Raw genomic sequence first — 24276 nt, forward strand, 5'->3', positions numbered from 1 at the left:
ACGGACCGCGTGCCAGCATGACGCCATGAGCGACGACCTGCGCCGCGCCCGGTGGGAGCGGGCGACGGAGTGGCCGCTGACCGTGGCCGCCCTCTTCTTCCTCGTGGCGTACGCGTGGCCGATCCTCGACCCGACGCTCTCCGGGGGATGGCTGACGGCCCTCGAGGTCCTGTCGCGGACGGCGTGGGCGGCCTTCCTCGTGGACTACCTCGTGCGCCTCCGGCTGGCCTCGCACCGGGTCGAGTTCGTCCGGCACAACCTCATCGACCTCGCGGTGGTCGTGCTGCCGCTGCTCCGGCCGCTGCGGCTCCTGCGGCTCGTCACCCTGCTCGCCGTCCTCAACCGCAAGGCCGGCGGGTCGCTGCGCGGCCGGGTGTCGGTCTACGTCGCGGGCGCGGCGCTCATGGTCATCCTCGTCGCGAGCCTCGCGGAGCTCCAGGCCGAGCGCGGCGCACCGGGCGCCCTCATCCGGACCTTCGGCGACGCGCTCTGGTGGGCCGCGACCACCGTGACGACGGTCGGGTACGGCGACCTCTACCCCGTGCCGACGCAGGGTCGGTGGGTCGCGGTCGGCCTCATGCTCGCCGGCATCGCGCTCATCGGTGTCGTGACGGCGACCTTCGCCAGCTGGCTCATCGAGCAGGTGGCCGAGATCGAGGAGACCTCGCGGTCGGCGACCGCCTCGGACGTCGAGGCGCTGTCGGCGCAGATCGCCCGCCTCCAGCGGACGGTCGACGAGCTGCGGGCCGGCTCCATCGGTGGTGACGCGGGTCAGCCGTCCGCGCCGGCGCCGCAGGCGGTCACCCGCCAGAGCACCATGGCACCGCCCGCGTCGACCCGCTCGAACCCCGGCGATCCCTCGACCTCGAGCCCGGCGTAGCCCTGGCGGCGACGGTCGTCCGTCCAGAAGCGCGAGCCTCCCGTCAGCACGTGGGTGACCCCGAGCCGACGGACGGCGGCGCAGACCTCGGGGCGCCGGGCGGCCTCGTCGAGCGAGCTGCCGACGAGGACGCGGTCGGGGTCCCAGGCACCGGTGAGGTGCGGGAAGAGCGCACGACGGTCGCCGAGCGGCCCGGTGAGGGCTGCGCCGTCGAACGGGTTGCCCGCGACGACGGCGTCCGGCCCGACCTCGCGCGGGAGCCGTCCGAGGAGGGCCGCGGCCGCGGGGTCGAGCATCGGCTCGGACCGGTACCACCGCGCGACGACGGACGCCGTGTCGGCCCACGACAGACCGCTCGTCGCGACCGCCACCGCGGCGAGCAGCGCGCCGCCCACGACCGCCGGGGACACCCCGCGGCGCAGGGCCGCCAGGCGCGCGGCGACCGCCTCGACGGCGAGCGCGGCCAGGGGCACGGCGCCCACCGCCGCGAGCGCGGCGAGGCGGAAGGCGTCGTCGTACCAGGGTCCGCTCGCGAGCCGCGCGACGACGGAGTCGCTGCCGGCGACGAGCGCGAAGAGCCCGCCGCCGACGACGTGCACCGCCAGGAGCCAGCGCAGGTGGGCCCGCCGCCAGGCCACGACGCACCCGACGAGGGTCAGGCCGGCGAGCAGAAGGGGCACGGGGAGCCGCTGCGGCGAGAGGAGCGCCCACTCCCCCAACGCCTGCGGAACCGTCTCGCGGGCCGGCCAGGACGTGCGCCGCGTGGCGGCGAACAGCGGTGACCACGCGACGAGCCAGACGGTGGCGGCGGCCGCGAGGAGCGCGAGGACCCGTCCGCGTCCGCCCGCCGGCCACCGGGTCACGAGGGCGACGACGACCCCGAGGACGAGCCACGTGACCGCGGTGTTGGGATGGGCGAGCACGAGCCCCGCCGCGGCGACCGGCAGCAGCACGACCGACGTGGGGGCGCCGACGGCGACCTCGCGTCCCGCCCCCAGGACCACGACGAGCAGGGCGAGCGCCGCGGGCAGCAGGGCCGTCCCCAGCGCGTTGGGCCAGAGGGTGCCGTAGGAGGAGAGGACGACCGGTGACGCGGTGACGCCGGCGGCGAGCGCCCCGGCGGCCGCGACGGCGACCGGACGGGGCCCGAGGGCGACGCGGGCGAGGGCGACGCACCCGAGCGGGTGGACGACGGCGACCACGACGAGCGCGACGGCGGTGGAGGAGACGACGACCGTCGAGCCGGCGACGCCGGCCACGAGCGCGACGAGGTCGTGCCAGGCCGCGGGGTAGAAGGCGTGCGTCAGCCCCGGCGCGTTGAGCGTGCCGAGGTCGAGCGAGGACCCGTCGCCGGTGGTCAGCACCCGCCAGGACGCCGACAGGTGGAAGACCGCGTCGAAGGTCTGCGGCCAGCGGGAGGGCTCGCCGACCCCGCGCACGTACCCGGCCGCGAGCGCCGCGCCCCCGGCCACCACGCCGACGACGGCCGCGACCCGGACGGACGCAGGCTCCGCGGCGCCCACCACCCCATCCGGCCGGACCGTCCGCACGAGCTGTCGTGCGCCGGCCGCGGCGGCCACGACGACGAGCGCCCCGACCCCGGCGACCACCGGCCCCCACGGCACCCCGAGGACGGACGCGGCGACCGCCGTCACCGCGAGCGTGCCTACGGACAGCACCGGCGCCAGGCCCACGCCGAGCACGCCCCGGACCCCCACGACCCGGCCCACCAGCAGCCCGGGCAGGAGCAGCGCGAGGAGCGCGGTGCCGACGGCCGGGGCGGTGCCCCACCACGTCACAGGACCGCCCGGAGGTGCTCGACCGCCGCGACGACGGGGCCGTCGTGCACGACGCGGCCGGCGTCGAGGACGACACCGCGGTCGCAGAGCCGCTCGACGAGCGGCAGGTCGTGGCTGACGACCACGAGCGTGCGCCCCTCGGCCGACAGCTGCCCGATCCGCGCGATGCACTTGTCCCGGAACGCCTCGTCCCCGACGGCGAGGACCTCGTCGACGAGGAAGACGTCGGGGTCGGTGTGCACCGCCACGCTGAAGGCGAGCCGGAGGAACATCCCGGAGGAGTAGAAGCGGACCTGGGTGTCGAGGAACGGACCGACGTCGGCGAACTCGACGATGTCATCGAAGCGGGCGCGGATGGCGCCCGGGTCCATCCCGAGGATCGCGGCGTTGAGGTGCACGTTCTCGCGGCCGGTGAGGTCGGGATGGAAGCCTGCCCCCACCTCGAGCAGCCCGGCGAGCCTGCCGCGCACCCTCACCCGTCCGCTGTCGGGGGACATGACCCCGGCGACGAGCTTGAGGAGCGTCGACTTCCCCGACCCGTTGCGGCCGAGCAGCGCCACCGACTCGCCCTCCCGGATGTCCAGGTCCAGCGTCTCGAGGGCCCGGAAGTCCTCGTGCCGCGGCCGGCCCTGGACCGCCCAGACCAGCCCTTCCTTGAGGGAGTGCGTGTGCCGCAGCCGGAAGTGCTTCGAGGCACCCTCGACCGAGACCGCGACCTGGTGCGCCACCTCAGAGCTCCTGCGCGAAGCGCCCGGAGAGGCGGCGGAAGACGAGCTGCCCGACCGCGAGCAGCACGAGCGACGTGGCGAGCGCGACGACCGTGCGGCCGACGAGCCCGTCGGGCAGCGCACCCGGCGCGGTCGCGGCGGGCCACGTCGCGCGGTGCACGAGATCGACCGCGACGGTCAGCGGGTTGTGCTGGTAGAGAGCGAAGCCCCACGACCCCGGCCCGAGGAGGCTCTCGACGAGGTGCGTCGGGTAGAGCACCGGCGAGGTCCACACGATGACGGCCAGCACGAGGTCGACGACGTTCTCGACGTCGCGGAAGAGGACGTCGACCGCGGACAGCACGAGCCCGAGACCCGTCGACAGGAGCGCGACGAGCACCACGCAGGCGAGCAGCGCCAGGACGCCCACGCCGTCGGGTCGCCACCCGGACACGAGCGCGCCGACGACGAGGACGAGCACCTGCGGCAGCAGGTGGACGCCCGCGACGCACACGCTGGCGACGGGGAACAGCTCGCGCGGCAGGAAGACCTTGCGCACCAGCTCGCCGTTCGTGACGACCGAGCGGGTGGCGTTGCCCACCGCCTCCGAGAAGGCCGTGACGACGACGAGCCCCCCGAAGAGGTAGACGGCGTAGTCGGCGATCGTGTTCTGCCGCAGCACGAGACCGAGGCCGACGAAGTAGACGCCGAAGGTGACCGCGGGCTTGACGTACGACCAGCCCAGCCCGAGCACGGAGGCCCGGTAGCGGACGCGCAGCTCCTTGCGGACGAGGAGCGAGAGCAAATACCGCCGCCGCGCCACCTCCGCCAGCCCACCGCCGACGCCCTGGACGACGAGCTCGCTCACCGGCGGTCCATCCCGAGCGTGCGGCGCCAGGCGTCCTCGCCGGTCAGCTCCGGCAGCGCGCCGCGGTAGCGGGAGGCGAGCTCCGGCCAGCGCTGGAGCAGCTCGCGGTGCACGGCCACGGCCTCGGCGGTCGCGCGGGCCGCCTCCCCCCGCGAGCGGCGCAGCCACGCGAGCCCCGAGCCGTCCGCCGTCGCGACGAGGGCTGAGTCCATCCGCGCGAGGGACCACCACTTGGCGTCCGCGGCGGCGAGCTCGTGCTCGGGGGCTTCGACCGCCCGGGGCGGCACCGGGCGGGCCTGGTGCACCAGCCCGGCGCCACCGGCCAGCACCGTCCCCAGCCGGCCGGCCGGCGCGGTCGTGGCCGGCTCGCGACGACGTCGTTGGCGCGGGGTCACCGGCTCGAAGTCGTGGGCGTCGGGACGGACGCGGGCGTCGTCGTGGCCGGCCCGCAGGCGGCGCACCTCGGCCAGGGTGGAGCCGAGCTCGGGGTGCAGCGCCTCGGGCCCGCGCAGCACGTCGCGCAGCGCCCGGGTGCGCAGCGCGGCCGCGCCGTACTGCATCGCGAGGACGTGCTTGACCGACACGAGCAGGCTCTCGCGGACCAGCCGCCCGCCGCGGTCGTAGCGCGAGTGCAGCAGCGCGGCGACGATCCGGTTGCGCGCGTGGAAGTACGCCTGCCAGTCGGTGCTGTCGTCCTTGTCCGTCCACGGAACGTGCCAGACCGCGGCGCCGGGCAGCGAGACCGTCGGATGGCCCGCCGCGCCGGCCCGCAGCCCGAACTCGGCGTCGTCCCACTTGATGAAGAACGGCAGCGACAGCCCGACGTCACGCAGCACGGTGACGGGAACGAGGCACATCCACCAGCCGGTGTAGTCGGCGTGGAGGCGGCGGTGCAGCCAGGGGGTGCCGCGCAGGGTCCGGCGCGCCAGGTCGTGGTCGTGCACCGACGGCCCGGCCGGCGCCCACCGGAACTGCCACGGGCGCACGACCTCGGCGACGGCGTGCAGCACCGAGCGCTCGTGCATCGAGAACATGTGGCCGCCGACGACGGTCGGGCGGCGGCAGTGCCGGGCGAAGGCGACGGCCCGCGCGATGCCCTCGGGCTCGCACACGACGTCGTCGTCGAGGAGCAGCACGTGCTCGGAGCGTCCGGCGTCGAGCGTCTCGAGCATCGCGCGCGAGAAGCCGCCCGAGCCACCGAGGTTCGGCTGACGGATGACGCGCAACCGGTCGCCGAGGAGACGCTGCGCCTCCTCGAAGCCGGGGTCCGCCTCGACCGTGCGGGTGCCCTGGTCGACGACGAGCACCTGGTCGAGGACGTCGGCGAGCTCGTGGGCGGCGCCGAGCTGGGCGAGCAGCGCGGCGCACGAGGAGGGTCGGTCGAACGTCGTGATGCCGACCGTCGTGCCGCCCGCGGGCCGCCGCCCGTCGCCGTCGACCGGCGCGGCCCAGTCGGCCTGCTCGAGGACGAGGTCCTCGTCGCCGGCCACGAGGTCGAACCAGTACCAGCCGCCGTCGGCGAAGGTGTCCAGCGGCAGGCGGAGCTCGTGCGTCGCGGCGCCCCCGACCCGGCGGGAGGTCACCCGCGCGCTCGCGCCGCGGGCCGAGGACCGGTAGACCATGAGCACCCCGCGGCCGCTCGTCCGGACCCGCAGGACGACCTCGCGCACACCGGTCCACCGGCGCCAGTACGAGGCCGGGAAGGCGTTGAGGTAGGTGCCGAACGACGTCCCCCCGCCGGCGGGGACCCGGTAGGACCGTCGGCCCAGCACCTGGTCGGGGTGCTGGTCGGACGGCAGGGACGGGGGCGGCGGCTCGTCGGCGGCCACCGGCTCCTGGACGTGGCGCCCGTCGACGTAGAGGGGCAGCACGTCGAGGTCGCCGTCCAGCGGGAGGACGACCCGCGCGACGACGTCGAGCGCGCTCACCGGGCCCCCACCGCGGAGCGCGAGACGAGAGCGTCGAGCTCGTTGTCGACGAAGGTGAGCGCCGAGGCGATCGCCATGTGCATGTCGAGGTACTTGTAGGTGCCGAGGCGCCCGCCGAAGTGCACGCCGACGGCGCGCTCGGTCGCGGCCAGCTCGCGGTAGGCGGCGAGCCGCTCCCGGTCCGCGGAGGCCGCGACCGGGTAGTACGGCTCGTCGTCGGGCCCGGCGAACCGCGAGTGCTCGCGCACGACGACGGTCCGGTCGCTCGGGTAGTGGGTGCGCTCGGGGTGGAAGTGGCGGAACTCGAGCACCCGCGTCCACGGGACCGACTCGTCGGCCTCGTTGAGGACGGCCGTGCCCTGGTGGTCGCCGACCGGGAGGACCTCCTGCTCGAAGTCCAGTGTGCGCCAGCCCAGCCGACCGTGCGCGTGGTCGAACCAGCGGTCGACGGGCGCGGTGACGACGACGGGCACCTGCCCCACGAGCCGGTCGCGGTGCAGCGCGTGACCGCGCTCGAGGACGTCGGTCTCGAGACGCACCTCGATGCGCGGGTGGTCGAGCATCCGGGTGAGCCAGGCGGCGTAGCCGTCGACCGGCAGGCCCTCCCAGGTGTCGTTGAAGTACCGGTTGTCGTAGGTGAAGCGGACCGGGAGGCGGCTGATGACCTCGGCGGGCAGCTGCGTCGGGTCGGTCTGCCACTGCTTGGCCGTGTACCCGCGGACGAAGGCCTCGTAGAGCGGCCGGCCGATGAGCGAGACCGCCTTCTCCTCGAGGTTGCGCGGCTCGCCGGTCAGCTCGGCGGCCTGCTCCGCGACGAGGGCCCGGGCCGCCTCCGGCCCGTGGGCGCTGCGGAAGAACTGGTTGAGCGTGCCGAGGTTGATCGGCATCGGGTAGACCTCGCCGCGGTGGACGGTCCAGACGCGGTGGACGTAGTCGGTGAAGGCCGTGAACCGGTTGACGTACTCCCAGACCCGCGCGTTGCTCGTGTGGAAGAGGTGGGCGCCGTACCGGTGCACCTCGATGCCCGTCTCCGGCTCGGTCTCGCTCCAGGCGTTGCCGCCGACGTGGTCCCGGCGCTCCACGACGAGCACGTCCAGGCCACGACGGGCCGCCTGCTCGGCGATGGTCAGCCCGTAGAGCCCCGAGCCGACGACGACGAGGTCCGCGCGCGTCACGCCTGCTCCTCCGCCGTCGTGCGGGCGGACGGCGGGACGGGGCGCCCCCCGGTCGGCGGGCGGTTCCGGTCCGTCGCCACGGGCAGGGTGAGCTCCGGGCTCGCCGTCGCCGTCGCGGCGGTGGTCGTGAAGGTGTGTCGGTAGGCCCGGCGGCGCAGCGTGGTCGGGACGAGGCGGTAGCCCCCGCGGACGACGGTGTTGCGCACCATCTGCGCGGGGGTGGTGAAGCCCTCGTCGTGCAGCCGACGCTGGAGCCGCAGCTCCGAGCGCAGCTGTCCCAGACCGCCCTTGCGCTCGTAGGCGCCCGCTCCGACGCGGTAGCGCACGAGGGGCTCGGCGAGGTTGGCGACCCGTGCGCCGTCGGCGATCATCCGGGCGAAGACCCAGTAGTCCTCCATGAGCGGGAGCTCGCGGTAGCCGCCGGCCGCGAGGACCGCGCTGCGCCGGTAGACGACGGTCGGGTGGTTGAACGGGTTGCGCCAGCGCGCGACCTCGGCGATCTCGCGGGGCGTGGTGGGCGGGACGCGCAGCACACCGCCCTCGCCGGCCCGCACGTCCGTCTCCTCCACCTCGAGCACCGCGGCACCGACGAGGTCGGCCCCCGCCTCGATGACGGGGAGCTGGACGAGGAAGCGGTGGGGCAGCGAGATGTCGTCGGCGTCCATCCGGGCGACCACGTCGTGGCGGCAGGCCGCCAGACCGCACTGGAGGGCCTGCGCCAGACCGACGTTGTGCGACAGCCGGAGCCGACGCACCGGCACCGGCGACCCGGACTCGAGCCACTCCAGGGTGGAGGCGAGGTCGGGCCCGACGTGGCCGTCCTGCACGACGACGATCTCGTCGGGTCGCCGCAGCTGCTCGTGCACGGTGCTGCGGAACGCCGTGACCAGGTGGTCGGGACGGTCCCCGCGGTAGACGGGGAGGAGCAGGGAGAAGGGTTCGCTCACGTCGTGGACGCTAGGGACGGCAGGGGTCCGGACGGTGAACCCGCCACGACCGGGAGGTGATCGCTGACCGGCCGTCCGCCCACGGACGCCACGGACCGACACGTCCCGCTCCCCCGCCGTTCACCTGCGGGTCGCGCCGGCGCCGCGGCGCGGTCCTAGCGTCGGGGACGTGGCACCACTCGAACCCCGCGTCGTGGCCGTCGTCGTCACCTACCGGCGACCGGAGCTGCTGTCCGTGGGCCTGGCCGCGCTCGCCGGCCAGGACCGCCGCCCGGACCACCTCGTCGTCGTCGACAACGCCGACGACCCGGCGACCCGCGAGGTCGTCGAGCGCTGCGACCTCCCGACCACCTACCTGCCGTCCTCGACGAACCTCGGCGGGGCGGGCGGCTTCGCCTACGGGGTGCTCACGGCCCGCGCCCTCGGTGCCGACCTGGTCTGGCTGGCCGACGACGACGGCCGCCCGGCGACGCCGTCGACCCTCGCCGCCCTGCTGGCCGCGGCCGACGCCGAGGGACTGGAGGTCGCCGCCCCGCTGGTCCTCGACGTCGACGCCCCGGAGCGCCTCGCCTTCGGGCTGCGCCGGGGGACGCGGCGTGCGTCGCTGCGCTCCGACCTGCCCACCACTGGCGTGGTCCGCGGAGTGGCCAACCCCGTCAACGGGATGCTCCTGTCGACCCGGGCGCTCGACGCGATCGGCGTGCCGGACCCCCGGCTCGTCGTGCGCGGCGACGAGGTCGAGATGCACCGCCGCCTCGTGCGCAGCGGCCTGCCCTTCGCGACCGTCCTCGACGCGACCTGGCTGCACCCGTCCGGCACCCGCGACGTCGTGCCGCTGCTCGGCGGGTCGGTGCCGGTCTACGTCCCCGCCGACCCGGAGCGGGCCAAGGTGGCCTACCGCAACCTCGGCTGGCTGACGAGCCAGCCCGGGATGCGCTGGCGCCGCTGGCCGGACGAGGCGCGCTACGCCTGGTACCACCTCGTCGTCCAGCGCGACCCCGACGGCTGGCGCGTCTGGCGCGAGCGCTCGGCCGCCGGGCGCCGCGAGCAGTTCACCCCCTCACCCTGACGGCGGGGAAGGCCGGCCACGCCGCAGTGCCCGACCGTGCAGCAACCGACACATCCGACGACTCCTGCACACCCCGAACCCGCCGACCGTGCAGCAATCGACACATTCGACGATTGCTGCACACCGCCCGGGGGCCGGCCGGCTAGCTGTCGAAGCCGATACCGACGGCGTCCATCGCCCGCAGCCAGAGGTTGCGGCGCCCGGTGCGGTCCTCCGCGGCGAGGCTCGCCCGGGTCAGGCGCACCCCGAGGCCGCGCACCGGCTCCGGCGGGAACGGCAGCGGCTTGCGGCGCACCATCCCGAGCCGGGTGACCTCGGTGTCGCGACCGTGGACGAGGTCGAGCGCCACCCGCGCGCCGAAGCGCGTCGAGGCGACGCCCAGGCCGGTGTACCCGACGGCGTAGGCGAGCCGGCCCCCCATCGCCGTCCCGAAGACCGGGGTGAAGCGCGACGTCGTGTCGATGACGCCCGCCCACCGGTGCGTGAACCGGACGCCCTCGAGCTGCGGGAAGATCCCGAGGAAGTGGCGGGCGAGCAGGTCGTGCGACCCCGACTGCTCCAGCCGCGGGTCGATGCGCCCCGGGAAGTGGTAGTTGGCGTCGTAGCCGCCGAAGAGCACGCGGTCGTCGAGGGTGCGCCGGTAGTAGTGGAACTGGTTGCCGGCGTCGGTCAGGCCCTCGCGCCCCTCCCAGCCGACCGACGCGAGCTGCGCCGGCGTCAGGGGCTCGGTCATGAGCACGTGGTCGTAGACGGGCAGCGTGTACAGCGCGAGCCGCTTGAGCACGCCCCTGAACGCGCCAGTGCCGAGCACGACCCGGCGCCCGTGGACGCTCCCCCACTCGGTCCCGACGCGCACGCCGTCGCCGTCCTCGTCGAGGCGGGTGACCGCGGTGTCCTCGTGCAGGCGCACCCCGAGCCGCTCGGCGGCCTCGGCCAGGCCCCACACCAGCCGCGCCGGGTCGACGAGGCCGACGGTGGGGTCGTGCATCCCGGCGAGGTAGCGCGGCGAGTCCACCCGGGCCCGCGCCTCCCGCGCCGTCAGCAGCTCCGTCGGCACCCCGTGCGCCCGGTGCAGCGCGTGCGCCTCGCGGACGGTCTCGACCTGGCGCTCGTCGAGGGCGAGGGTCAGTTCACCGGGGACGTGCAGGTCGCAGTCGATGCCGTACCGCGCGACGGTGGCGGCGAGCGCGGCGAAGTTCTCGGCCCCGAGCCGCTCGAGCGTGGGCACCTCGTCCGGCCAGCAGGCCACCCCCTGACCGAGCCCGTGCGTCAGCGACGGCGAGACGAACCCGCCGTTGCGTCCCGAGGCGGCGACGCCGAACCGCCCGCGCTCGACCAGCACGACGTCGCACGACGGGTCGTCCTCCTTGGCCTGGACCGCCGCCCACAGCCCGGTGAACCCACCGCCGACGACGACGAGGTCCGCGCGGTGGCCGTGCCCGGTGAGCGGCGCGCGGGCCGGCGGCCGCAGCGCCGGGCGGTCGGTCCAGAACACGTCCGGGACGGCGTCGGCGAGGGAGGCGTGTGCGGCACCCGGGGAGACGGCCATGCCCCGCATCATGCCCGAGCGGCACCGTCGGCGACGAGTGGTCGTCCACGGGATCCGTCACCGCAAGACGAGGACACCTCCGGATCGAGACGGTCACACGCACACCTGGCTTCTCGATCCGTCGCGTGGCAGCATCCGGGGATGCCCCAGCGCCTCCTCGCCGACGACGTGACCCGGCTGCCGCTCGCCCACGAGGCCCTGCCGGCCGAGGAGGTCGTCGACGGCGACCCGACGGCCGCCGTGCAGACGCTCGGCGCCGTCGGCGGGGTCGAGGTCGGGGTCTGGGAGATGTCCGCCGGCACCGCCCGTGACACCGAGGTGGACGAGGTGTTCGTCGTTCTGTCCGGTTCGGGCACAGTCGAGTTCGAGGACGGAGAGCGCATCCGCCTGGCCCCGGGGACGGCCGTCCGGCTGCACGCCGGCGAGCGCACGGTGTGGAGCATCGAGGAACCGCTCCGGAAGGTGTGGGTCGCCTGAGGGCTCCGGCAGGCGCTGGAGGTGCGGGGAGGTCTCGGAACGGTCACAATGCGCCCCATCCGCCCCATCGGACGACCCCGGCTTGCCACGAACCGCACCGGCATCAGTAGGTTCCCTGTGCATGAGCGAAGCCCTGGTCGTCCTCAAGGACGTCAACAAGCACTTCGGTGACCTCCACGTGCTCAAGGACATCACCCTCGAGGTCGGCCGCGGCGAGGTCGTCATCCTCATCGGACCGTCCGGGTCCGGGAAGTCCACCCTCTGCCGGACGATCAACCGCCTCGAGACCTTCGAGTCCGGCTCGATCACCATCGACGGCAAGGCCCTGCCCGAGGAGGGCAAGGAGCTCGCCGCGCTGCGGGCCGACGTCGGGATGGTCTTCCAGTCCTTCAACCTCTTCGCCCACAAGACGATCCTCGAGAACGTCACGCTCGGGCCGATCAAGGTCCGCGGGATGAAGAAGGCCGACGCCGAGAAGCGCGCCACCGAGCTGCTCGAGCGCGTCGGTGTCGCGCACCAGGCGCAGAAGTACCCCGCGCAGCTGTCGGGCGGCCAGCAGCAGCGCGTGGCGATCGCCCGCTCGCTCGCGATGGACCCGAAGGTCATGCTCTTCGACGAGCCGACCTCCGCGCTCGACCCCGAGATGATCACCGAGGTCCTCGACGTCATGGTCGAGCTCGCCAAGAGCGGCATGACGATGATCGTCGTCACCCACGAGATGGGCTTCGCCCGCAAGGCCGCCAACCGCGTCGTGTTCCTCTCCGACGGGCAGATCGTCGAGGAGAACACGCCGGAGGAGTTCTTCACCAACCCCCGCAGCGACCGCGCCAAGGACTTCCTCGGGAAGATCCTGACCCACTGACCGGGGCGGCCGACCGGGCCACCCGACGACCACGAGTCGACCAACACCAGGAGGAACACCGACATGAAGAGCACCCGGATCGGACTCGTCGCCGCGGCGGCGGTCCTCGCGCTCACGGCGAGCGCCTGTGGCTCCGACGACGGCGGGGAGGGCTCCGGCGGCGACGGCATCAAGATCGGCATCAAGTTCGACCAGCCCGGTCTCGGCCTGAAGAAGGGCAGCGACTACGCCGGCATGGACGTCGACGTCGCGAAGTACGTGGCCAAGCAGCTCGGCCACGAGGAGGGCGACATCCAGTGGGTGCAGGCCCCGAGCGCCCAGCGCGAGAACCTGCTGAGCACCGGCCAGGTCGACATGATCGTCGCGACCTACTCGATCACCGACGAGCGCAAGGAGAAGGTCGGGTTCGCCGGACCGTACTTCGTCGCCGGCCAGGACCTCCTCGTGCGGGCCGACGACTCCTCCATCACCGGCCCCGACAGCCTCGACGGCAAGAAGCTGTGCTCGGTCACCGGCTCGACCTCGGCGCAGAAGGTCAAGGACGAGGTCGCGGGCGTCAACCTCCGCGAGTTCGGCACCTACTCCGAGTGCGTCACCGCGCTCGTCTCCGGCGGCGTCGACGCGCTGACCACCGACGACACGATCCTCGCCGGCTACGCCGCGCAGGACCAGTACAAGGGCAAGCTCAAGGTCGTCGGCCAGCCGTTCTCGCAGGAGAACTACGGCATCGGCCTCAAGAAGGGCGACACCGCCACCTGCCAGAAGGTCACCGACGCCATCAACAAGATGATCACCGACGGCGACTGGCAGAAGATCGTCGACGCGAACCTGGGCCCGGCGGGCTACAAGCCGCCGGCGGGCAACCCGCCCACCCCGGACGCCTGCTCCTGACCGCAGCCCGTCCGGACCCGCGCACCGCCCGCCCCTCGGGGCGGGCGGTGCCGGTCCCGAGGGCCACCGCCCCGGCCGAAAGGTGAGGTGATGGGCGACATCATCGGCAACTACGACATCCTCGGTGCCTTCTGGGTGACGATCCAGCTCTCCGTGCTCTCCGCGCTGGGCTCGCTCGTCATCGGCACCGTGCTCGCGGTCTTCCGCGTCTCCCCCGTCCGCGTCCTGCGGGCCCTCGGGGCGTTCTACGTCAACGTCCTGCGCAACACGCCGCTGACGCTCCTCATGGTCTTCAGCATCCTCGGGATGAGCATCATCCTCGGGCTGCAGCTGAGCCAGGACCAGGCCCGCGACTCCTACTGGTGGGCGGTCATCATGCTGTCGGTCTACCACGCGGCCTTCGTCTGCGAGGCGATCCGCAGCGGCGTCAACACCATCCCCGCCGGGCAGGCCGAGGCCGCCCGCTCCATCGGGCTGACCTTCGGCCAGTCGATGCGCGAGGTGCTGCTGCCGCAGGCGTTCCGTGGCGCCATCGCGCCGCTCGGCTCGACCCTCATCGCGCTCATCAAGAACACGACGGTGGCCGCGGTCATCCTCGGCACCGCCGAGGCCGCCGGCCTCCTCGCGCAGATCACCGAGAACGAGGGCGCGAGCCTGCCGACGTTCTTCCTCTTCGCCCTCGGCTTCGTCATCCTCACGCTGCCGATCGGCCTCGCGGTCACCTCCCTCTCCCGACGTCTGGCGGTCAAGCGATGAGCAGCGACAGCGTCCTCTTCGACGCCCCCGGTCCGCGGGCCCGACTGCGGCACAGCGTCCTCACGGTCATCGGGGTCCTCCTCGTGGTCGCCGGTGGGTGGATCGTCTACCGCAAGATGTCGGAGGCCGGCCAGCTCGACCCGGCCCTGTGGACCCCCTTCGTCACGGACCCCGCCGTGTGGACCGAGTACCTGCTCCCCGGCTTCTGGGAGACCCTCAAGGCCGCGGCCGCGTCGGTCGTCCTCGCGGGCGTGTACGGCCTGGTCTTCGGGATGGGCCGCCTCTCGCACGTGCGCGCGGTGCGCTGGGTGAGCGGTGTCGTCGTGGAGTTCTTCCGCTCGGTGCCGGTCCTCCTCATGATGGTCTTCCTCTTCTTCGGCTACTTCGCGACCGCGACGTGGCTGCCCAACCAGTACGCCCCGATGGCCGCCGTCGTCGTCGGCCTGACGCTCTACAACGGCTCGGTCATCGCCGAGCTCGTGCGCTCGGGCGTGCACTCGCTGCCCGCCGGGCAGGCCGAGGCCGGCCTCTCGATCGGCCTCTCCCCCAGCCAGACCCTGCGCAGCATCCAGCTGCCGCAGGCGCTGCGCGCGATGCTGCCCGCGCTCGTCGGGCAGCTCGTCGTCGTCCTCAAGGACACCGCGCTCGGCACCGTCGTGCTCTACCCGGAGCTCCTCACCGCCGCGAAGACGCTGGGGTCCGCGTACGCCAACACGCTGCAGGCGTACATCGTCGCGGCGGCGGTGTTCGTGCTCGTCAACTACGCGCTGACCGTCCTCGCGGGCCGCGTGGAACGCTGGCTCGGCCGGCGCGGTCGCTCGGCCGGTACGCCCCGCTCGGCGGCGGTGCCCTCGGACACGGTGCCGACCGCGGAGGCCACGAGCAGCAGCGCCCGCTGACGTCTCGGTGCCGCCCCGCGATGGGGCGGCACCGAGGTCTCAGGGCACGACGGGCGGACGGGTGTTCCAGCTCGTCTCGTCGGCCCAGTTCGTGTGGTCGTCGAACCAGTTCGGGCCGCCGTCCGAGGCCAGCCACACCTCGTTGCCGTAGGAGCGCCAGTAGCGGGTAGGGGCGTCGTACGCCGACCACGAGGTGCCCTGACCGTTGTTGCCCAGGTGCGGGCAGAACGTCGCCGACTGCCTCCACGCCGAGGTCCCGTCCGGCACCTCGATGACCATCCGCATCTCGCTCGTGTGCCGGATCAGGCGGTCCGGGTAGTTCGTCGACCGGAACGAGACGCACCGGGCGTCCGCGAGCCCCGGTTCCAGGGTCCAGGTGGAGTCGTAGGTGCCGACGGGGTCGCTCATGGAGATGGGGTCGACGTAGAGGCGGAAGGCCCAGTGCCTCAGGTACGAGGTGCTGTCGCCGACCGTCGACCGCGAGAACGACCAACGGCCGCTCGTCGGCGGTCCGGTCCGACCGGCGGCGTGGTGCCGCGGGACGTCGGTGGGCGTCAGCGCGGACGTGTAGTAGGACGCGAAGGCGAGGCTGCCCGCGAGGGCCGTGCTCGACGCCTCACCCGGCCAGCGCGAAGCCAGGACCCCGTGCCCCCCGTTGCCGATCCGCCAGTACTGCGACAGGCCCGAGCTCGTCGTGACGGACGGGTCCGAAGCGACGAGCACATCCTCGTCGTCGCGCTCAGCCGGAGGTGCGACCCGTCCCCGGCAGGGGCAGCGTGAAAGTGAAGCAGGCACCGCCCTGAGCGCGCGTGCGGCCGGTCAGGTCGCCGCCGTGGAGTCGGGCGATGTCGCGGGCGATGGCCAGCCCGAGGCCCGACCCGTTGTGCGCGCGGGTGTCGCTGGCGTCGGCCTGGACGAACGGCTCGAAGATCCGCTCCTCCATGCCCGCCGGGATGCCCGGCCCCTCGTCCTGCACCTCGACCCGCACCCACCGCGCGTCGTGCGAGACCCGCACCGTGACCGGCGCCCCGGCCGGGGAGAACTTCGCCGCGTTGACGAGCAGGTTGGTGACGACCTGCACGACGCGGTCGGGGTCGACGTGCACCGGGGTCGGCTCGGCGCCGCCGTGCACGACCACGTCGGTGGCCCCCCGCGCGGTCGAGGAGTCGGCGACCGCCGACGCGACGAGGTCCTCGACGACCTCGTCACGGTGGCGCAGCACGATCCGCCCGGTCCGCAGCCGCTCGGTGTCGAGGATGTCCCCGACGAGCCGCACGAGCCGGTCCGCGCTCGCGGTCGCGACGTCGACGAGCCGGGACGCCGGCGCCGGCAGCTCACCGACCGCGCCGCCCCCGAGGAGCCCGAGCGCCCCGCGCAGCGACGTGAGCGGGGTGCGCAGCTCGTGGCTGGCCATCGCCATGAACTGGTCCTTCATCCGCTCGACCGCCCGGGCGGCCTCGACGTCGCGCAGGATGACGACCGCGCCGCGGCCGGTCTGCATCGGTGAGACCATCCACTCGGCCGCGAAGGAGGTGCCGTCGGGTCGGACGTGGCGGGCGCGCGTGGGCAGCCGCGGGTCGGACATCGCCTCGTCCGGGGCGCTCGGGCGGTTCAGCACGTCGGTGTCGAGGCTGCCGAGCACGTCCTCCCGCGCCAGCCCCAGCAGGTCCGCGCCGGCCCGGTTGACGAAGGTGACGACGCCGTGGTCGTCGACGCCGAAGATGCCCTCCTCGACCGAGTCGAGCACCGTCGAGAGGCGGTCGCTGAGGTCGCGCAGGTCGGCCGCCCGGGCCGCGAGCTCGGCCTCGGCATGGTGCCTCTCGACGCTCCGCCCGAGCTGGACGCCGACCTGCGCCATCACGTCGAGCAGGCCGGGCTCGACCTCGGTCTCCTCGCGCGAGAACACCTGCACCACACCGACGGTCCGGTCCCTGACCGTGATCGGCAGCGCCATCGCCGTGCGCAGCCCGAGGGCGCGGACGGCGTGCGCGGAGGCCGAGCCGTCCGACGCGTCGACCGCTTCCCAGGCGGGACCGCCGCGCCGCATCGCCTCGGCGACGACCGGGAGGGAGGCGACGCCGGCGGTCTCGACCTCGCGCCGCAGGCCCTCGGTGCACAGCCCGTCGACGGCGAGCCACAGGTGCGTCGGGTCCGCACCGCAGGGGCGTCCGTCCGACCGGCCGTCGCCGGACGGCGCGCCGTCCGGGGCGAGGCAGGCGTGCGCGAGGTCCCACCCCCCGAGGTCGAGCAGCGCCCGGAGGGTCTGCTGCACGGCCGACTCCACGTCCGGCGCGGCGTTCGCCGCGGACGCGACGGTGCCGAGCAGCTCGAGGACCTGGCGCTGCGCGCGCAGGGCCTCGGCCGCGGCGCGCCGGTCGGTCAGGTCCTGGGCGACCTCGGCGTAGCCCTGCAGCCCGCCCCGGGCGTCGCGCAGCGCGGTGACGGTCGAGCTCATCCAGCCGAGCGAGCCGTCCCGTCGCACCCGCCAGCCCTCGTCGCGCGAGACCCCCTCGGCGCGGGCCCGGCGCAGGATCTCCTCGGACGCCACTCCACCCTCGCCCGGGTGCAGGACGGCCACGTGCCGGCCCACCACCTCGGCCGCCTCGTAACCGAACACCTGCGTGGCGCCCGCGTTCCAGCTCGTGACGACGCCGTCCTCGTCGAGGTGGACGATCGCGTGGTCCCTGACCTGCTCGACGAGCATCCGGAACCGTTGCTGCTGCGACGAGAGCGCCTCCTGCAGCGCGCGCCCGTCGGTGATGTCCCGGAAGCTCCAGACCCGCCCGACGACCTCCCCGTCGACGGACTGGGGTCGCGAGTAGCGCTGGAAGACACGGCCGTCCTCGAAGAGGATCTCGTCGAAGCTCGTCTCCTCGGTCGCGGAGTACAGGTACTCGATGCGCGCCTTGAAGGCTACCGGGTCGGCGACCTGGGCCACGACCGCGTCGAGGACCGCCTTGTCGTCGCCGGCCGCGAGCAGCGCCGGCGGGACGCGCCACATCGTGGCCCACTTCTCGTTCCACCCCGCGAGCCGGCCGTGCCGGTCGACGACGAGGATGCCGTCGACCGTCGACTCGAGCGTGGCGCTGAGCAGGGCCGCCGACTCCAGGGAGCGGGCGCGGTCCTCGAGCATCCGCTGGGCCCGCAGGGTCATCAGCTCGAGCCACTCCAGCGTGTCGTCGGTCTCGGGCGAGGGCATCGCCACGAGCCGCACCGACTCGCCGCGCGACCCGGTCCGGGTCACGTCCTCCGGCACGGCCGCCCCTGCGTCGAACGCCGCCGCCGTCACCGAGACGTGCAGGCCGTCGCGGAAGGACACCTCGCAGCGCTCGGCCGCGCACAGCTCCATCGCCGTGTGTACGAGCGGCTCGAGGGCCTCCCCCAGGGTGCTCCCGGCGCTGGTGAGGTCGACGAGCCGGCCGTGCGCCGCCACCTTGAGCTCGGAGCGCCGCAACGAGGTCACGTCGACGAACACCCCGTCGAACACTGGGCCGTGGACGGGGTCCTCGACGACGGTCGCCTCGTCGAGCACCCACACCAGCCGGCCGTCGTGCCGCACGAAGCGGTACTCGGAGACGAGGACCCCGAGCTCGAGCCCCGCCTCCTCCCGCAGCAGCGCCGCGTCGCGGTCCGCCGGGTGCAGGCGCGACTCCCAGAAGTCGACGTCGGCGAGCAGCTCGTCGCGGTCGAGCCCGAACATCTCGCGGACGCCACCGCCCACCGACACGAACTGCCCCCGGGCGCCCGGGACCGACCGGTAGGTCATGACCCGCCGCGCGGGGACGCGGTCGACCGCCGGCGCGCGGACCGCCGTCTCCGTTGGCATCGAGGCCCCTCCTGACACCGGACGACCACCTCGCCGGTCAGGCGGCAGCGTAGGTCGCGCCCCCGCCTCCTGATGCCTCGCGCACGCAGACACTGGCCGAACGGCTGTCCCCCAGAGTTTCCGCAGACACGGCCTTGACCGGTCCTTCACACTGCCGCCATGAACATCTCAGAGGGAACGGACTCCCCCTGGCACGTGCTGGTCGTCGACGACGACGAGCTGGTCCTCGAGGTCGCGTCGCTGAGCCTGCGCGCCGTCGGAGGGTTCACCGTCGAGACGGCCGTCGACGGGACCCACGCCGTCGAGGCCTGCCGTCTCCGGCTGCCCGACCTGGTGCTGCTCGACATGATGATGCCGGGGATGGACGGCGCCGAGACGGCGCGGGCCATCAACGGCCTGCCCGGTGCCTCGGCGCTCCCCGTCGTCGTGCTCACGGCCAAGGGCGAGGCCGTGCGGGACGGCATCGACGGCACCTCCGTCCTCGCGGTCCTCGAGAAGCCCTTCGACCCGATGACGCTGCCCGACCGCCTCCGCGAGGTGCTGGTCCGCGCATGAGCACCACACCCTCGACCACCACGCCGGACGAGCTCGGGCACCCACCGCAGGCGTGGGCGGCCCGGGGCCGTCGACGCCTGACCCGCTCGCTCGGCGTTGCCCTCGTGACGTCCGTCCTCGCCCTCGGGGCCGTCCTCGCCCTGCTCGGGGCGCCCGACACCGGCTCGGGCGGACGGGCCGCGCTCGCCCTCGTCGCCGTCGTCGCCTCGGCCGCCGGGGCCGTGGTCGCGCTCCTGGCCTGCCGGTCGCTGCTGCGCGACGTCGACCGTGAGGCGGGACGGCTCCGCTCCGCCGCCGGCGCCGCCCGCGCCGCCGCCGTCGAGATGGAAGCCGCGCAGTCGCTCTCGCACGTCGGCTCGTGGTCCTGGGACCCGACGTCCGATGACGTCACCGTCAGCCCGGAGTTCCGACGGATCCTCGGGATCCGTTCCACCACAGGCCACCTCACGACGCAACAGGTCCTGAAGGCTGTGCACCCGGACGACCGCGACCGCCTCGCCGTACCCGAGCTGCGCCGCAGCACCGAGACCGGTGAACCCGTCGACTTCACCTGCCGGGTCTCCGCGCCGCGCGGCGACCTCCTCGAGGTGCGGGTCCGAGCGCGCGTCGACGCGCCGGGCGGGATCCTGCGCGGCACGCTCCAGGACGTGACCGAGGAGCGGCACGCCGAGCTGCTGCGGGCCCAGTTCCTCTCGGTCGTCAGCCACGAGATGCGGACGCCGCTGACCTCCATCCGCGGCGCGCTCGGGCTCATCACCGGTGGCGCCGCCGGTCCGGCGAGCCCGGCGGTCCACCGGATGGCCAGCGTCGCCCTCAGCGGCACCGAGCGCCTCGTCCGCACCGTCAACGGCGTCCTCGACCTCGAGCGCGCCCGCACCGGTTCGGACGGGCTCACCCTCGACCTCGTCCCCGTCGACCTCGACGAGGTGGTCCGGGCCGCCGTCGACGAGGTCGAACCCCAGGCCGACAGCCGCAACGTCCGGATCCGGGTGACCTCGGCCGGACCCACGCACCTCATGGCGGACGCCGACCGGCTCGTCCAGGCCCTCGTCAACGTCCTCGGCAGCGCCGTCCGGCACAGCCCGGTCGACGGCTCGGTGCGCGTGTCCGCGGAGATCCGCGACACGACGGCCGTCATCGCCGTCACCGACCTCGGGCCGCTCGTGTCCACCGCCGCGCTGGCGACCCTCTTCGACCGCTCGACGGGCACGTCGGGCCCGGCATCCGGCCGCGGCGGCGACGGGGCCAACCTCGGCCTGAGCATCAGCCGGGCGATCGTCGAGGCCCACGGGGGCCGGGTCGCGGCCACCTCGCGGCCGGACGCCGGGACCACCCTCACGCTCGAGCTGCCGCTGCCCGTGCCGGCCTCCGACGACGCACCGCCGTCGACGGCCGGCGTCGTCGTCGTCGACACGGACGGCGCCGCCGCCGACCGGGTCGCGGGCCTGCTCGGCGCCGCTCCCGCGGACGTCGTGAGCCGCTCCGGCCCCGCGACGGTGGCCGCCGCCGCGGCCGCTCGCCGCCCCACCGCCGTCGTGGCCGGCGACCGCGTCCCGGGCGAGCCCCGCTGGGACCTCGTCGAGCGACTGCAGGCCGACCGCCAGCTGGCCGACGTGCCCGTCGTGCTCGTCGCCGGCCCGGACGGCGTCCGCGCGGGGGAAGGTCCCGCCCCGTCGACCGAGCCCGAGGGGACCTCGGTGGCCGAGCTGCTCGCCGGGTCACGCCGGGCGCTCGTCCTCGCCGACACCGCCGACCGCGCCGAGGAGCTGCGCCAGCGCTACACCGACCGGGGCCTCCTGTGCCGCACCGTGACCCGGGCGGCGAAGGTGTCGGCGGTCGTCGACCACCACGACTTCCACCTCGTCGTCGTCGACGCGCCGCTCGCCGCGCACGACCGCAGCGGGCTGCTCCGCTCCTGCCTCGCGGCCCCCCGTCTGGCCGGCGTCCCCGTCCTCGTCGTCCTGCCCACCGCCGAGGACACCGCGGCAGAGGTCCTCGGGGCCTCCGACGCCGACGCCGCGGCGGCCGTCGCCCACACCATCGACACCCTGCGCGAGGTCCGTGCACGCCGGGCCGTCGTCCCGGCCTGAGGAGCAGCCATGATGCCCGGTCACACCCTCCCGGCGACCCGCCGGGACCGCCACGGGCGCCCGCTCACCGCGGGCGCGGTGGCGGCCCTGCTCGAGGAGGACACCTCCCCCGACTGGTGCTCGCTCCTCGACGTGGAACGGAGCTCGCGACGGGCTGCCGCCTACGGCCTGCGCGGCGTGACCTGCGTGCCCGAGCGGGTGGCGGCGGTCCGGTCCTTCCTCCCGGACGCCCAGCGCGTCACCGCCCACCTGGAGTCCACGGAGCCGCTGCGCGACTGGTGCTCGTTCCAGCTGCTCCTCGCGCAGGCCGAGGACGCCGTCGCCGACGGCGCCGACCAGGTCCGGGTGACCGCCGCCCTCGACGACCTCGACCGCCGGCATCTGCGGACCGTCGTGTCCCGGCTCGAGACGCTGCGCGACCTGACCCGCGCCGCCACCGCGGACCTGCGGCTCCACCTCGTCGGGCTCGCGGAGGACCGGGTCGACGACGTGGTCGCCGTCGCCGCCCACGTCGGGCTCGACTCCCTCGAGGTGGGAGGGACGCGGCCGGACACCCGGGTGCTCGCCCGCCTCGCCGGCACGCTCCCCGACTCCCTCGAGCTCAAGCTCACCACCCCGATGGCCGACCTCGACCGCCTCCTGCTGACCTACGCCGCCGGCGTGGACACCTTCGGCGCCGACCTCGCGACCGTCATGGCCGCGGCCCGGGCCCGCGAGGAGCGCGGCACCCTCGCCGTGCCGGACGCCCCCGCAGCGGACGAGGTCTCCGCGGCCGGCTGACGGTCACGGTCCGGCGGGACCGGTGGACGCGCGCACCCCGCCGGTCGGCGACAATGGGCGGGCACCGTCCACGCACCGCCGAGGAGTCACCGTGACCGAAGGAACCGTCCGCTGGTTCGACGCCGACCGGGGCTTCGGCTTCATCGCCCTCGGCGAGGACGCCGAGGACCTCTACGTCCACGCGTCCGACGTCGTCGGGGGTGACGGGACGCGAGTGCTGCGGGAGGGCCAGGTCGTCGAGCTCGAGGTCGGGGAGGGCGACCGCGGCCCGATCGCCCGCCGCGTCCGCGTCGTCGCCGAGCGCGACGAGTCGACGCTCGGCGTGCTCGGCACGGTCGCCTGGTACGAGCCCACCAAGGGCTACGGCTTCGTCACGCCGGACGACGGTGACGCCGAGGTCTTCCTCCACGCCTCCGCCGTCGTCGGCGGTGGCGTCGTGTCCGAAGGACAGCGCGTGGCCTTCCTCGTCGTCGACGGGCCGAAGGGGCCGCAGGCCGACCACCTCCTCCCCCTCGCCGCACAGGCCGCCGGGTCCGGCCCGGCGTCGGACGGGGCCGACGGCACCGTGTCCTGGTACGACTGGGACAAGGGGTTCGGGTTCATCACGCCGGAGGACGGTGGGCCCGACGCGTTCGTCCACGTCCGTGAGCTGGCCGACGGCCTCCAGGAGCTCGAGGAGGGCGACCGCGTCACCTACGACGTCGTCATGGGCGAGAAGGGGCCGCAGGCCCGCGACGTGCGCCTCGCCGGCCGCCCGGCTCGCCGGAGCGCGCCCGCACCGTCCGCCCGTGGGCGCTCCGACCGCGGACGGCCCGACCGCGGACGGTCCGACCGCCGGGAGTCCTCGGCCCCGCCTGCACGGGGCGGCACGGGCGTCGTCGCCCGGTACGACGACGAGCGCGGCTTCGGCTTCATCGCCCCGGACGCCGGCGGGCCGGACCTGTTCGTCCACGTGTCCGTCATCCGCGGCGCGGAGGCGCTCTACCAGGGCGACCGGGTGCGTTTCCAGGTGCGACAGAGCGACCGCGGACCGCAGGCCGACCGCGTCGAGCTCCTCTGAGCCGCAGGCCCGCTCGGCGGTCGCCGTCGAGTCGGGACCCGCTCAGCCCCGGCGCCGCCCGAGGAGGGCTCCCCCGGCCGCACCGAGCAGCACCAGGGCGAGGCCGGTCAAGGCGAGGCCAAGCCCGCGCCGTGGCGTGACGACGGTGAACCCCGGCGAGAGGACATCCACGGGGCCCGCGTACGCGAACCACCCGAACTCCACCGGCTCGGCCCACAGGACCGCCGCGGAGAGGAGGCAGGCGAGCGCGACGAGCACCGCACCGACCACCACCCGGGTTCGCACCGGCCCACCGTAGTGCGCCGCGCCGCACGGTGAGCTGTTCCGCGGTCGGTCAGGGCGTCGTGTCGATGACGGCTCCGGCGCCCCGCCCCCCGGCCTCGACGAGCGCGAGGAGCAGTGCCTCCGGGTCGTCGCTCGCGAGCGCACCGGTCCCGGAGCGCACTCCCTCGGCGAGCAGGTCGGGCGCGGCCTCGAGCGCGTCGGCCGACAGGAGGACGAGTCGTTCGCCGACGACCGGGAAGCGGCTGTCCCACAGTCGACCGTCCGCCGGCGCCGTCGAGCAGCCACCGGGGGTGACGACGATCGCCGGCGGCGCAGCCCGCACCGCCACGACGAGCTCACCGTCGTGGGTGCACGCGGCCGCCGCGTAGCACTCCCCGGCGACGCCGCCGCCGCTCTCCGTCCGGTCGCTGACGACGACCTGCGTCAGGCGGGTGCGGGGCCGGATCTCGGCCACCCCGCCCGGGTACTCGACCGTCGTGACCGTCCAGCCGCAGGCCGCGTGCCGGTGCACGAGGGCCGGTCCGACCACGTGGCTCAGCACGCGTCCGCGTCCTCGACGACGACGCCGCAGCCGCGCAGCACGCGGCGGGTCGGCCCGCGGTCCCCGACGATCGAGAAGGTGACGTTGCGTCCGGCGCAGCTGCGGCGCGCCCAGAGGATGGTCGCGACGGTCTCGGAGCTGGGCCGCTCCACGCCCGAGAGGTCGACCCGCACCGGCCGGCCCGTCCGCAGCCCCCGGGCGAGCGCCTCGCGCACCCTCCTCAGGTCCCCACCGGCCACCGCCCCGTCGAGGTGGACGGTCAGCGTCTCGGCGCTCGTCGTGGTCATCCCGCGAGGCTCCCAGCGCGGGATGACGACGGGACGGCCCGCTTC

General features: G+C 74.6%; 23 protein-coding genes. 11 read left to right on the plus strand and 12 right to left on the minus strand.

All coding sequences use genetic code 11. The features are described 5' to 3' along the window. The first annotated feature begins 25 nt into the window (after positions 1 to 25). Positions 26 to 880 (plus strand): potassium channel family protein, encoded by an 855-nt coding sequence (locus IG69_RS0117425; RefSeq protein WP_051750705.1) that lies wholly within the window; start codon positions 26 to 28, stop codon positions 878 to 880. Here IG69_RS0117425 and IG69_RS0117430 read toward each other — a convergent pair. From IG69_RS0117430 to IG69_RS0117455, 6 genes are read right to left on the minus strand one after another with little or no spacing between them, the layout of a single operon-like run. Then, positions 772 to 2679, minus strand: a complete 1908-nt coding sequence (locus IG69_RS0117430; protein WP_030529448.1) for a DUF6541 family protein — start codon at positions 2677 to 2679, stop codon at positions 772 to 774. The genes IG69_RS0117425 and IG69_RS0117430 overlap by 109 nt on opposite strands. Beyond that, complete coding sequence (locus IG69_RS0117435) at positions 2676 to 3407, minus strand: ABC transporter ATP-binding protein (protein WP_030529449.1); 732 nt, start codon at positions 3405 to 3407, stop codon at positions 2676 to 2678. The genes IG69_RS0117430 and IG69_RS0117435 overlap by 4 nt, the downstream gene beginning before the upstream one ends. Before the next feature lies 1 nt (position 3408). Beyond that, on the minus strand, positions 3409 to 4254 hold the full coding sequence (locus IG69_RS0117440; protein WP_030529450.1) for an ABC transporter permease: 846 nt from the start codon (positions 4252 to 4254) through the stop codon (positions 3409 to 3411). Next, on the minus strand, positions 4251 to 6182 hold the full coding sequence (locus tag IG69_RS0117445) for a glycosyltransferase (protein WP_030529451.1): 1932 nt from the start codon (positions 6180 to 6182) through the stop codon (positions 4251 to 4253). The genes IG69_RS0117440 and IG69_RS0117445 overlap by 4 nt, the downstream gene beginning before the upstream one ends. Continuing rightward, positions 6179 to 7357, minus strand: a complete 1179-nt coding sequence (gene glf / locus IG69_RS0117450; protein ID WP_030529452.1) for a UDP-galactopyranose mutase — start codon at positions 7355 to 7357, stop codon at positions 6179 to 6181. The genes IG69_RS0117445 and glf overlap by 4 nt, the downstream gene beginning before the upstream one ends. Then, the gene (locus IG69_RS0117455) at positions 7354 to 8304 is read right to left on the minus strand and encodes a glycosyltransferase (protein WP_084696899.1); all 951 of its coding nucleotides are present in this window, start codon (positions 8302 to 8304) and stop codon (positions 7354 to 7356) included. Before IG69_RS0117455 ends, glf begins: the two co-directional genes overlap by 4 nt. A 169-nt stretch (positions 8305 to 8473) precedes the next feature. Here IG69_RS0117455 and glfT1 point away from each other — a divergent pair, with 169 nt between their 5' ends. After that, positions 8474 to 9373, plus strand: coding sequence for a galactofuranosyltransferase GlfT1 (gene glfT1 / locus IG69_RS0117460; RefSeq protein WP_030529454.1), 900 nt, complete (start codon positions 8474 to 8476; stop codon positions 9371 to 9373). Between the two features lie 142 nt (positions 9374 to 9515). Here glfT1 and IG69_RS0117465 read toward each other — a convergent pair whose 3' ends face one another. Beyond that, positions 9516 to 10922 carry an NAD(P)/FAD-dependent oxidoreductase gene (locus IG69_RS0117465; protein ID WP_030529455.1) on the minus strand — a complete coding sequence of 469 codons (1407 nt, stop codon included), beginning with the start codon at positions 10920 to 10922 and terminating at the stop codon, positions 9516 to 9518. Between the two features lie 141 nt (positions 10923 to 11063). Here IG69_RS0117465 and IG69_RS0117470 point away from each other — a divergent pair, with 141 nt between their 5' ends. The 5 genes from IG69_RS0117470 (at position 11064) to IG69_RS0117490 (ending at position 14807) form a co-directional block, all read left to right on the plus strand. Then, positions 11064 to 11399 carry a cupin domain-containing protein gene (locus IG69_RS0117470; protein WP_030529456.1) on the plus strand — a complete coding sequence of 112 codons (336 nt, stop codon included), beginning with the start codon at positions 11064 to 11066 and terminating at the stop codon, positions 11397 to 11399. Positions 11400 to 11520: 121 nt separating this feature from the next. Continuing rightward, a complete protein-coding gene (locus IG69_RS0117475; protein WP_030529457.1) occupies positions 11521 to 12261 on the plus strand; it encodes an ATP-binding cassette domain-containing protein in 741 nt (246 codons plus the stop codon). 63 nt (positions 12262 to 12324) lie between these two features. Then, positions 12325 to 13152: a glutamate ABC transporter substrate-binding protein gene (locus IG69_RS0117480; protein ID WP_030529458.1), complete on the plus strand. Its 828-nt coding sequence runs from the start codon at positions 12325 to 12327 to the stop codon at positions 13150 to 13152. A gap of 90 nt (positions 13153 to 13242) precedes the next feature. Then, positions 13243 to 13908: an amino acid ABC transporter permease gene (locus tag IG69_RS0117485; RefSeq protein WP_030529459.1), complete on the plus strand. Its 666-nt coding sequence runs from the start codon at positions 13243 to 13245 to the stop codon at positions 13906 to 13908. After that, positions 13905 to 14807 carry an amino acid ABC transporter permease gene (locus tag IG69_RS0117490; RefSeq protein ID WP_030529460.1) on the plus strand — a complete coding sequence of 301 codons (903 nt, stop codon included), beginning with the start codon at positions 13905 to 13907 and terminating at the stop codon, positions 14805 to 14807. Before IG69_RS0117485 ends, IG69_RS0117490 begins: the two co-directional genes overlap by 4 nt. Before the next feature lie 39 nt (positions 14808 to 14846). Here the strand turns inward: IG69_RS0117490 and IG69_RS0117495 are convergent, their stop codons facing one another. Both IG69_RS0117495 and IG69_RS21290 read right to left on the minus strand, forming a co-directional pair. After that, on the minus strand, positions 14847 to 15530 hold the full coding sequence (locus IG69_RS0117495) for an AbfB domain-containing protein (protein WP_030529461.1): 684 nt from the start codon (positions 15528 to 15530) through the stop codon (positions 14847 to 14849). 16 nt (positions 15531 to 15546) lie between these two features. Continuing rightward, positions 15547 to 18633 carry a PAS domain S-box protein gene (locus IG69_RS21290; protein WP_051750706.1) on the minus strand — a complete coding sequence of 1029 codons (3087 nt, stop codon included), beginning with the start codon at positions 18631 to 18633 and terminating at the stop codon, positions 15547 to 15549. A gap of 159 nt (positions 18634 to 18792) precedes the next feature. On the opposite strand from IG69_RS21290, the gene IG69_RS0117505 reads away from it, so the two are divergent. The 4 genes from IG69_RS0117505 to IG69_RS23315 all read left to right on the plus strand — a co-directional run bounded on the left by IG69_RS0117505 (position 18793) and on the right by IG69_RS23315 (position 23118). Next, positions 18793 to 19188 carry a response regulator gene (locus tag IG69_RS0117505; protein ID WP_051750707.1) on the plus strand — a complete coding sequence of 132 codons (396 nt, stop codon included), beginning with the start codon at positions 18793 to 18795 and terminating at the stop codon, positions 19186 to 19188. Beyond that, positions 19185 to 21278 (plus strand): sensor histidine kinase, encoded by a 2094-nt coding sequence (locus tag IG69_RS0117510; RefSeq protein WP_030529464.1) that lies wholly within the window; start codon positions 19185 to 19187, stop codon positions 21276 to 21278. The genes IG69_RS0117505 and IG69_RS0117510 overlap by 4 nt, the downstream gene beginning before the upstream one ends. 9 nt (positions 21279 to 21287) lie before the next feature. Next, positions 21288 to 22058: a hypothetical protein gene (locus IG69_RS0117515; protein WP_030529465.1), complete on the plus strand. Its 771-nt coding sequence runs from the start codon at positions 21288 to 21290 to the stop codon at positions 22056 to 22058. 91 nt (positions 22059 to 22149) lie between these two features. Beyond that, positions 22150 to 23118, plus strand: coding sequence for a cold-shock protein (locus tag IG69_RS23315; RefSeq protein WP_030529466.1), 969 nt, complete (start codon positions 22150 to 22152; stop codon positions 23116 to 23118). Positions 23119 to 23160: 42 nt separating this feature from the next. Here the strand turns inward: IG69_RS23315 and IG69_RS0117525 are convergent, their stop codons facing one another. The 3 genes from IG69_RS0117525 to IG69_RS0117535 are packed head-to-tail and all read right to left on the minus strand — an operon-like array spanning position 23161 to position 24231. Continuing rightward, the gene (locus IG69_RS0117525; RefSeq protein ID WP_030529467.1) at positions 23161 to 23403 is read right to left on the minus strand and encodes a hypothetical protein; all 243 of its coding nucleotides are present in this window, start codon (positions 23401 to 23403) and stop codon (positions 23161 to 23163) included. A 49-nt stretch (positions 23404 to 23452) separates the two neighbouring features. Then, positions 23453 to 23944 carry a hypothetical protein gene (locus IG69_RS0117530; protein WP_030529468.1) on the minus strand — a complete coding sequence of 164 codons (492 nt, stop codon included), beginning with the start codon at positions 23942 to 23944 and terminating at the stop codon, positions 23453 to 23455. Further along, positions 23938 to 24231 (minus strand): STAS domain-containing protein, encoded by a 294-nt coding sequence (locus tag IG69_RS0117535; protein ID WP_030529469.1) that lies wholly within the window; start codon positions 24229 to 24231, stop codon positions 23938 to 23940. The genes IG69_RS0117530 and IG69_RS0117535 overlap by 7 nt, the downstream gene beginning before the upstream one ends. Positions 24232 to 24276: the final 45 nt, after the last annotated feature.

Origin of the sequence: Phycicoccus jejuensis, assembly GCF_000720925.1 — a bacterium.
GTDB classification, from domain to species: Bacteria; Actinomycetota; Actinomycetes; order Actinomycetales; family Dermatophilaceae; genus Phycicoccus; species Phycicoccus jejuensis.

What these genes read in the sequence shown, in the direction of transcription:
- IG69_RS0117535 (WP_030529469.1), bottom strand. Translation starts at nt 24,231, where the DNA reads ATGACCACGACGAGCGCCGAGACGCTGACCGTCCACCTCGACGGGGCG.
- IG69_RS21290 (WP_051750706.1), bottom strand. Translation starts at nt 18,633, where the DNA reads ATGCCAACGGAGACGGCGGTCCGCGCGCCGGCGGTCGACCGCGTCCCC.
- IG69_RS0117515 (WP_030529465.1), top strand. Translation starts at nt 21,288, where the DNA reads ATGATGCCCGGTCACACCCTCCCGGCGACCCGCCGGGACCGCCACGGG.
- IG69_RS0117425 (WP_051750705.1), top strand. Translation starts at nt 26, where the DNA reads ATGAGCGACGACCTGCGCCGCGCCCGGTGGGAGCGGGCGACGGAGTGG.
- IG69_RS0117480 (WP_030529458.1), top strand. Translation starts at nt 12,325, where the DNA reads ATGAAGAGCACCCGGATCGGACTCGTCGCCGCGGCGGCGGTCCTCGCG.
- IG69_RS0117510 (WP_030529464.1), top strand. Translation starts at nt 19,185, where the DNA reads ATGAGCACCACACCCTCGACCACCACGCCGGACGAGCTCGGGCACCCA.
- IG69_RS0117505 (WP_051750707.1), top strand. Translation starts at nt 18,793, where the DNA reads ATGAACATCTCAGAGGGAACGGACTCCCCCTGGCACGTGCTGGTCGTC.
- IG69_RS0117475 (WP_030529457.1), top strand. Translation starts at nt 11,521, where the DNA reads ATGAGCGAAGCCCTGGTCGTCCTCAAGGACGTCAACAAGCACTTCGGT.
- IG69_RS0117465 (WP_030529455.1), bottom strand. Translation starts at nt 10,922, where the DNA reads ATGGCCGTCTCCCCGGGTGCCGCACACGCCTCCCTCGCCGACGCCGTC.
- IG69_RS0117470 (WP_030529456.1), top strand. Translation starts at nt 11,064, where the DNA reads ATGCCCCAGCGCCTCCTCGCCGACGACGTGACCCGGCTGCCGCTCGCC.
- IG69_RS0117485 (WP_030529459.1), top strand. Translation starts at nt 13,243, where the DNA reads ATGGGCGACATCATCGGCAACTACGACATCCTCGGTGCCTTCTGGGTG.
- IG69_RS0117490 (WP_030529460.1), top strand. Translation starts at nt 13,905, where the DNA reads ATGAGCAGCGACAGCGTCCTCTTCGACGCCCCCGGTCCGCGGGCCCGA.